General features: G+C 68.4%; 6 protein-coding genes. All 6 read left to right on the top strand.

Annotation, left to right across the window (positions count from 1 at the left end; genetic code table 11):
- Nucleotides 1–423: 423 nt before the first annotated feature.
- The 6 genes from BMY03_RS25425 to BMY03_RS25400 are packed head-to-tail and all read left to right on the top strand — an operon-like array spanning nt 424 to nt 7,229.
- Complete coding sequence (locus tag BMY03_RS25425) at nt 424–1,383, top strand: AAA family ATPase (protein ID WP_011532987.1); 960 nt, start codon at nt 424–426, stop codon at nt 1,381–1,383.
- Nucleotides 1,384–1,387: 4 nt separating this feature from the next.
- Entirely contained in the window at nt 1,388–2,332 is a 945-nt protein-coding gene (locus BMY03_RS25420) for a DUF58 domain-containing protein (RefSeq protein ID WP_038706519.1), read from the top strand.
- A complete protein-coding gene (locus BMY03_RS25415; protein WP_046854739.1) occupies nt 2,329–2,823 on the top strand; it encodes a DUF4381 domain-containing protein in 495 nt (164 codons plus the stop codon). Before BMY03_RS25420 ends, BMY03_RS25415 begins: the two co-directional genes overlap by 4 nt.
- Nucleotides 2,816–3,892, top strand: coding sequence for a vWA domain-containing protein (locus tag BMY03_RS25410; protein ID WP_038706521.1), 1,077 nt, complete (start codon nt 2,816–2,818; stop codon nt 3,890–3,892). The genes BMY03_RS25415 and BMY03_RS25410 overlap by 8 nt, the downstream gene beginning before the upstream one ends.
- On the top strand, nt 3,889–5,607 hold the full coding sequence (locus tag BMY03_RS25405) for a vWA domain-containing protein (protein WP_094012591.1): 1,719 nt from the start codon (nt 3,889–3,891) through the stop codon (nt 5,605–5,607). Before BMY03_RS25410 ends, BMY03_RS25405 begins: the two co-directional genes overlap by 4 nt.
- Nucleotides 5,604–7,229: a BatD family protein gene (locus tag BMY03_RS25400; protein WP_094012590.1), complete on the top strand. Its 1,626-nt coding sequence runs from the start codon at nt 5,604–5,606 to the stop codon at nt 7,227–7,229. The genes BMY03_RS25405 and BMY03_RS25400 overlap by 4 nt, the downstream gene beginning before the upstream one ends.
- Nucleotides 7,230–7,315 lie beyond the last annotated feature (86 nt).

Here is a 7,315-nt window from a genome sequence, read left to right as displayed (position 1 = left end):
CCCTACGCTTCGCTCCGGGGTCCCCTCACTCCGGCCTTGCTCCCGGGAGGACCGCGCTGAACGCCCCATCCTGGGGCGCAGCGCTTGACGGGCATCCATGCCCGTCACCTCCCTTCGCAAGACCTGCGTTCGGCCTCCTGAAGTCGCAATTTGTGTCGCCTGAACTATCGCGCACTTAGAAGCAAAAGCAGAGCAAGAGCAAGAGCAAGGGCAAAGGCAAAGGCAAGAGCGGGATCGGGATCGGGATCGGGATCGGGATCGGGATCGGGATCGGGATCGGGACAGTCTTGCTCCCCAATCCATCCTTTACACGTTTTTTGCAAACCCCCATTGGTCCCCGCCCCCCCGGATGGATTAAAGTATCCCCCCTCGCCCGGCATCCGCTCCCAGCGCGCCAGGGCTCATCCCCAGGAACCGTCAACGATGGAACACCGTGAGGCGCTGATCGCGCTGCGCACCTTTCTCTCTTCCCAGATCCTCGGCCAGGAAAAACTGGTCGAGCGCCTGCTGATCGTGCTCCTGGCCGACGGCCACATGCTGGTCGAGGGGGCCCCGGGCCTGGCCAAGACCAAGGCCATCAAGGAGCTCGCCGAGGGTATCGAGGCCCAGTTCCATCGCATCCAGTTCACCCCCGACCTGCTCCCGGCCGACATCACCGGCACCGAGATCTACCGCCCGGAAACCGGCAGCTTCGTGTTCCAGCAAGGCCCGATCTTCCACAATCTGGTGCTGGCCGACGAAATCAACCGCGCCCCCGCCAAGGTGCAGTCGGCCCTGCTCGAGGCCATGGCCGAGCGTCAGGTCAGCGTCGGACGCAGCACCTACGAGCTGTCGCCCCTGTTCCTGGTGATGGCCACGCAGAACCCGATCGAGCAGGAGGGCACCTACCCGCTGCCCGAAGCCCAGCTCGACCGTTTCCTGATGCACGTGAAGATCGGTTTCCCCGATGCCGCCGTCGAGCGGCGCATCCTCCTGCAAGCGCGGGGCGAGGCCCTGGGCGGCGAGGTCAAGCCCGAGCGACGGGTCAGCCAGCAGGCGATCTTCGCCGCGCGCAAGGAAATCCTCGGCCTGTACATGGCCGATGCGGTGGAGGAATACCTGGTGCAACTGGTGATGGCCACCCGCACCCCGGCCAAGTTCGACAGCGAACTGGCCGACTGGATCGCCTACGGCGCCAGCCCCCGCGGCTCGATCGCTCTCGACCGCTGCGCCCGCGCCCACGCCTGGCTGGCCGGGCGCGACTTCGTCAGCCCCGAGGATATCCAGGCGGTGCTGTTCGACGTGCTGCGCCACCGTATCATCCTGTCGTTCGAGGCCGAGGCGGCGGGGGTCGACCAGGACCGCGTGGTTCAGCGCATCCTCGACGTCGTCGCCGTCGCCTGACCCCATGCCCACCACACAGCTGGCCGAACCCGGCATCCGCATCGGCCTGGCCGACCTGATCGACATGCGCCATCGCGTGCGCGAGATCCAGCTGTTCTCCCGGCCCGGCCAACGCAGCCCGCTGGTGGGCCTGCACCACTCCAAGCTGCGTGGCCGCGGAGTGGACTTCGACCAGGTACGGGTCTACCAGGCCGGCGACGATGTGCGAAATATCGACTGGCGTGTCACCGCCCGCACCCAGGAGCCGCACACCAAGCTGTTCCATGAAGAGCGCGAACGGCCGATCTTCATCATGGTCGAGCAGAGCCAGCGGCTGTTCTTCGGCTCCGGGCAGATGTTCAAGTCGGTCCTGGCCGCCCAGGCCGCCGCCCTGTTCGGCTGGGCTGCGCTGGGCCACAACGACCGTATCGGCGGGCTGGTGTTCGGCGACAACGAGCACCATGAAGTCAAGCCCAGGCGCAGCAAGCAGAGCCTGCTGCAACTGCTCAACCGCCTGGCCAAGATCAACCAGGCCCTGCACACCGAGGCCCAGCCCCAGGCCGACAGCCTGGGCCTTGCCCTGCGCCGGGCGCGAGAGGTATTGCGCCCGGGCAGCCTGGCCATCGTCATCTGCGACGAACGCGCCCTCAGCGCCAGCGTCGAGCAGCACCTGGCCATGCTGTCACGGCACTGCGACGTGCTGCTGATGCCGGTCAGCGACCCGCTCGACCACGCCCTGCCCGCCGCCGGCCTGCTGCGCTTCGCCCAGCGCGGCGCGCAGCTGGAACTCGACACCCTCGACGCCAACCTGCGCCAGGCCTACCGCCAGCAGGCCGAAGCGCGCATCGAGCGCTGGGAGTTGCTGGCACAGAAACTGCGCGTGGTGCTGATGCCGCTGAGCACCCAGAGCGAGATGATCGAGCAGTTGCGTGAATACCTGAATGCACAGCGCCCTGGAGGCGCGAAATGAACCCGCTGGACCAGCTGCAGCCGCTGATCGCGCCACCCGCCATCGGCCTGTGGCCGCCCGCGCCCGGCTGGTGGCTGCTGCTGGCCATGCTGCCCCTGCTCGGCTGGGGCGCCTGGCGCCTGCGCCACTGGCGCCCAGGCAAGCGCAAGGTGGTGCGCGCCGAACTGCCGCTGGACCCGATCCGCGTCGAGGCCCTGGCGGAACTTGCGCGCCTGCCGCGTCCCTATGACGGCGCGCCCGCCGGGGCCTGGCTGCAGCAGATCAACGCCCTGCTCAAACGCCTGTGCCGTAATCACTACCCGGGGGCCAACAGCCATACCCTCAATGGCCGGCAATGGCTGGCGTTTCTCGATAATCGCTGCCCGGCAGCCGGCCTGACCCGCTGGATGGTGCTGGTCGAAGGCGCCTACAAGCCCGAGTGCAAGCTCGATGACAAGGCCATCGCCGGGCTCGCCCAGGCGGTCGAAACCTGGATCCGCAAGCATGTTTGAACTGGGCTGGCCGTGGATTTTCCTGCTGTTGCCGCTGCCCTGGCTGGCGCGCCTGCTGCTGCCGGCCGCCGACAGCGGCGAACCGGTGCTCAAGGTCGGCTTCCTTGACGAACTCGAGGGCCTGGCCGGGCGCCGTGCCCGCCTGAACCTGCCGACCTGGCGCCAGCAGGCACCGTTCATCCTGATCTGGCTACTGTTGTTGCTGGCCGCCGCCCGCCCGCAATGGCTGGGCGATCCGCTGCCGGTATCGGCCAGTGGCCGCGACCTGCTGGTGGCGGTGGACGTATCAGGTTCCATGGATTTCCCCGACATGCAGTGGAAGGACGACGAGATCAGCCGCCTGGACCTGGTCAAGGCATTGATGGGCGACTTCCTGCAGGACCGCCAGGGCGACCGCGTCGGCCTGATCCTGTTCGGCAGCCAAGCCTACCTGCAGGCCCCGTTGACCTTCGACCGGCGCACCGTGCGCACCTTCCTCGACGAAGCGCAGATCGGCATCGCCGGCAAGAACACCGCCATCGGCGACGCCATTGGCCTGGCCGTCAAACGCCTGCGCCAGCGCCCGGCGCAGAGCCGGGTGCTGATCCTGATCACCGACGGCGCCAACAACGGCGGGCAGATCCACCCGCTGACCGCCGCGCGCCTGGCCGCCCAGGAAGGCGTGCGCATCTACCCCATCGGCATCGGCGCCAACCCCGAGGCCAGCGGCACGCCGGGACTGCTGGGCCTGAATCCGAGCCTGGACCTGGACGAGGCCGCGCTCAAGGAGATCGCCGAAATCACCCATGGCAGCTACTTCCGCGCCCACGACGGCGCCGAGCTCGACGCCATCGGCGACACCCTCGACCAACTGGAACCGGTGGCCCAGCAGCCGACCCAGGCGCGCACCGCCCATGAGCTGTACGCCTGGCCACTGGCACTGGCGCTGTTGCTCAGCGTGCTGCTGGTGGTGGCCGTGCAGTGGCCGGACAACCTGCTGCAACGCCTGCTGCGCAAACCGCGCTTCCTGCAGCCTCACCCGGAATGGCGCCAGCGCCTCAAGCGCCTGCGCCTGAGGAGGCGGCGATGATCGAACTCTGGCCGCAATGGCTGCGCCCGCTCTGGCTGTTGGTACTGCCACTGCTTGGCTGGCTGCTGTTCAAGCTCTGGCACCGACGCAAGCGCGCCGGACGCTGGCAGTTGATCCTGCCGCAACCGTTCCACGCGGTACTGCTCGGTGGCGGCAGCGGCAGCACCAGCAAGCTGCCGTGGATCGCCCTGGGCCTGGCCTGGCTGCTGATCGTCCTGGCCCTGCTCGGCCCCAGCTGGCAACGCCTCGAGGAAACCCGCCAGCGCCCGGCCGACCCGCTGGTGATCCTGCTCGAACTGACGCCGCAGATGCTCGCCGAGGACAGCGCGCCGAACCGCCTGGAGCAGGCCCGACGCAAGGTGCTCGACCTGCTCGAGCATCGTCGCGACAGCCAGACCGCACTGATCGTCTATGCCGGCAGCGCCCACACCCTGGTGCCGCTGTCAGATGACCTGGGCACCACGCGCAACCTGCTCGAGGCCGTCGATCCATCGATCATGCCGCAGCCCGGCCAGCGCGCTGACCTGGCCGTACGCAAGGGCCTCGCGCTGCTAGCGCAAAGCGGTCTGGGCCAGGGCCGCCTGCTGTTGATCGGCTCGTCGCTGAGCGAACTTGAACGCGAAGGCATACGCCAGGCCCTTGGCCGCCAGGGCCCGAGCCTGCTGATGCTGGGTGTCGGCAGCGCCGAGGGCGCGCCGGTGCGCCAGGCCAATGGCGAATACCTCAAGGACGACCAGGGCGGCATCCTTATGCCACGCCTGGACAGCGCTTCGCTGAAGACTTTCATCGGCTCGACCGGCGGGCGCTATCGCCATGCCCGCATCGACGACCTCGACCTGCGCGGCCTGGGCCTGTTCGACAACCCGCGCCTGCTGCACAACGACGGACAGCCCCTGCAACTGGACAGCTGGGCCGATCAGGGATACTGGCTGCTACTGCCCCTGCTGCTGCTCGCCGCCTGCGCCGGCCGGCGTGGCTGGCTGTTCTGCCTCCCCCTGCTGCTGGCCCTGCCGCAGCCGAGCCAGGCCTTCGAGTTCAACGACCTGTGGCTGCGCCCCGACCAGCAGGGCCAGCGCCTGCTGGAACGACAACGCCCCGCCGAGGCCGCCCGGCACTTCGCCGACAGCCAATGGCGTGGCATGGCACTTTACCAGGCCGGCGACTTCGAAGGCGCCGCCGCCGCATTCGCCCAAGCCGGCACAGCAGCCGCCCATTACAATCGTGGTAACGCCCTGGCCCGCGCCGGCGAACTGGAAGCGGCGCTGGACGCCTACGAACAGGCACTGGAGCGCCAGCCCGACCTGAAAGCCGCGCTGGACAACCAGGCGCTGGTCCAGCAATTGTTGCAACAGCGCCAGGCCAAGGCCGAGGAACAGCCAAACAACGCCGATGCCCGGGACACGCCCGGCAATGAGACGGAAGGCAATAGCAGCTCGACCAGCAGCCAGGCCCAGGGCGCGCCGGACAGCGAAAACCCGGCACAAGGCCAGCAGAACGGTGACAATCAGGGCAACTCCCAGGCTCCGTCCGGCACTGCCGACGGCGATGACGACAGCATCACCCAGCCGCCCCAGCGGCCGCTCTCCACCAGCCTCGACGCCGAGCAGCGCCAGGCCCTGGAACAGTGGCTGCGGGAGATCCCCGACAATCCGGCGGAACTGCTGCGGCGCAAATTCTGGTATGAACAGCAATTGCATCAGGAAACCCCACGATGAGTCGCTTCGGCGTCTTTCTCCTAGGCCTGTTGTGGAGCCTCGCGGCCCAGGCCGAACCGACCCTGCAGGCCAGTGTCGACCGCACGCGCCTCGAGGCCGGCGAAACCCTGGAACTCACCCTCGAGAGCCAGGACGTGACCCAGTTCGGCAAGCCCGACCTGCGCACCCTCGAGCCGGATTTCGAGGTTCGCGGCACACGCCAGCTCAACAGCCTGCACACCCTCGACGGCGAAACCCGCGCCAGCACCCGCTGGATCATCACCCTGCTGCCCCGGCGCAGCGGCAGCCTGCGCATCCCCGAGCTGCAACTGGGCCAGTCGCGCAGCCAGGCCATCGAGCTGCAGGTGCTGCAGGCCGACAGCCAGCGCCCGGACGCAGCCTCGCAAGTGTTCGTCGAGGCCACCCTGGACAGCAGCGCGGTCTATGTCCAGGCCCAGGCCGTGCTGACCCTGCGCATCTACCATTCGGTCGCGCTATACGACGACAGCAGTCTCAGCCCGTTGCAACTGGAAAACGCCAAGGTTGACCCCCTGGGTGAGTCGCGCACGTACGAGAAAGAGATTAATGGCGTGCGCCATGGGGTGATCGAGACCCGCTACGCCATCTACCCCCAGCAAAGCGGCGACCTTGACGTGCCGCCGCTGCGCTTCACCGCCACCGCCGCCGACAATGGCGAGCAACCCGCCGGCACGCCAAGGGTCGGCCGCCAGGTGCAGGTTAGTTCGCTGCCGTTGCGCCTGACCGTCAAGCCGATCCCGGCCGGCTACCCGGCCGACCGCCCCTGGCTGCCGGCACGCAGCCTGACCCTGGAAGAACACTGGAACCCCGACCCGAACAGCCAGCCGACGCAGATCGGCGACTCGCTGACGCGCAACATCAGTGTGCGCGCCGAGGGCCTTTCGAGCACTCAGTTGCCGCCGCTGCCGGCCACCGAGGCCGCCGGCCTGCGCCGTTACCCCGACCAGCCGTTGCTGCGCAATGAGATCGGCGAGCGCGGCATGGTCGCCAACCGTGAGGAACGCGAGGCGCTGGTGCCGACCCACGCCGGCGAGCTGGCCCTGCCGGCGCTGGAGGTGACCTGGTGGAACACCCGCGAGGACCACCTGGAGCACAGCAGCCTGCCGGCACGCACCCTGAACGTGCAGGACAATCCGGCGCTCAGCGCCGACACCCCGGTCGGCGACAGCAACATGGCCCCCAGCCTGCTCTGGCCCTGGCAGTTGGCTACGCTGGTACTGGCGCTGACCACCTTGCTCGGTTTCACCCTGTGGTGGCGGGCCCGTTCGCAACCGGCGGTACTGCGGGCGGCGCAGACTGGCCCAAGTCCACGCACGCTGCTCGACGACCTCAAGCGCGCCTGCCAGGCCAACGATCCGCAGGCCACCCGCCAGGCGCTGGACGCCTGGGCGCGGCAGCAGCCGGAAACCCTGGCCGAGATGGCGGCGCGCTTCGTGCCGTTGTCCGATGCGCTGGATGGGTTGAACGGTGCGTTGTACAGCGAAAGCGGCCAGTACTGGCATGGCGACGAGCTATGGCGGGCCATCGGCGCCATACCGCCGGCCGAGCAGGAGCTGGCGCCGACGGGCGAGGCCAGTAGCCTGCCTCCGCTTTATCCCAAGTAGCCCCATCGCGGGCCAAGCCCGCTCCCACAAGTCCGCGATGAGTTACCATAGCGCCCGAATCCAAACGCCCCCTGCCGCTCACCCTA

Origin of the sequence: Pseudomonas soli (assembly GCF_900110655.1) — a bacterium.
GTDB lineage: Bacteria > Pseudomonadota > Gammaproteobacteria > Pseudomonadales > Pseudomonadaceae > Aquipseudomonas > Aquipseudomonas soli.
The sequence above is the reverse complement of the archived record's forward strand: the minus strand, read 5'-3'. Positions and strand labels throughout refer to the sequence as shown.

Excerpts from the sequence above, each read along its gene's own strand:
- BMY03_RS25425 (WP_011532987.1), top strand. The coding sequence starts at position 424 with ATGGAACACCGTGAGGCGCTGATCGCGCTGCGCACCTTTCTCTCTTCC.
- BMY03_RS25420 (WP_038706519.1), top strand. The coding sequence starts at position 1,388 with ATGCCCACCACACAGCTGGCCGAACCCGGCATCCGCATCGGCCTGGCC.
- BMY03_RS25415 (WP_046854739.1), top strand. The coding sequence starts at position 2,329 with ATGAACCCGCTGGACCAGCTGCAGCCGCTGATCGCGCCACCCGCCATC.
- BMY03_RS25410 (WP_038706521.1), top strand. The coding sequence starts at position 2,816 with ATGTTTGAACTGGGCTGGCCGTGGATTTTCCTGCTGTTGCCGCTGCCC.
- BMY03_RS25405 (WP_094012591.1), top strand. The coding sequence starts at position 3,889 with ATGATCGAACTCTGGCCGCAATGGCTGCGCCCGCTCTGGCTGTTGGTA.
- BMY03_RS25400 (WP_094012590.1), top strand. The coding sequence starts at position 5,604 with ATGAGTCGCTTCGGCGTCTTTCTCCTAGGCCTGTTGTGGAGCCTCGCG.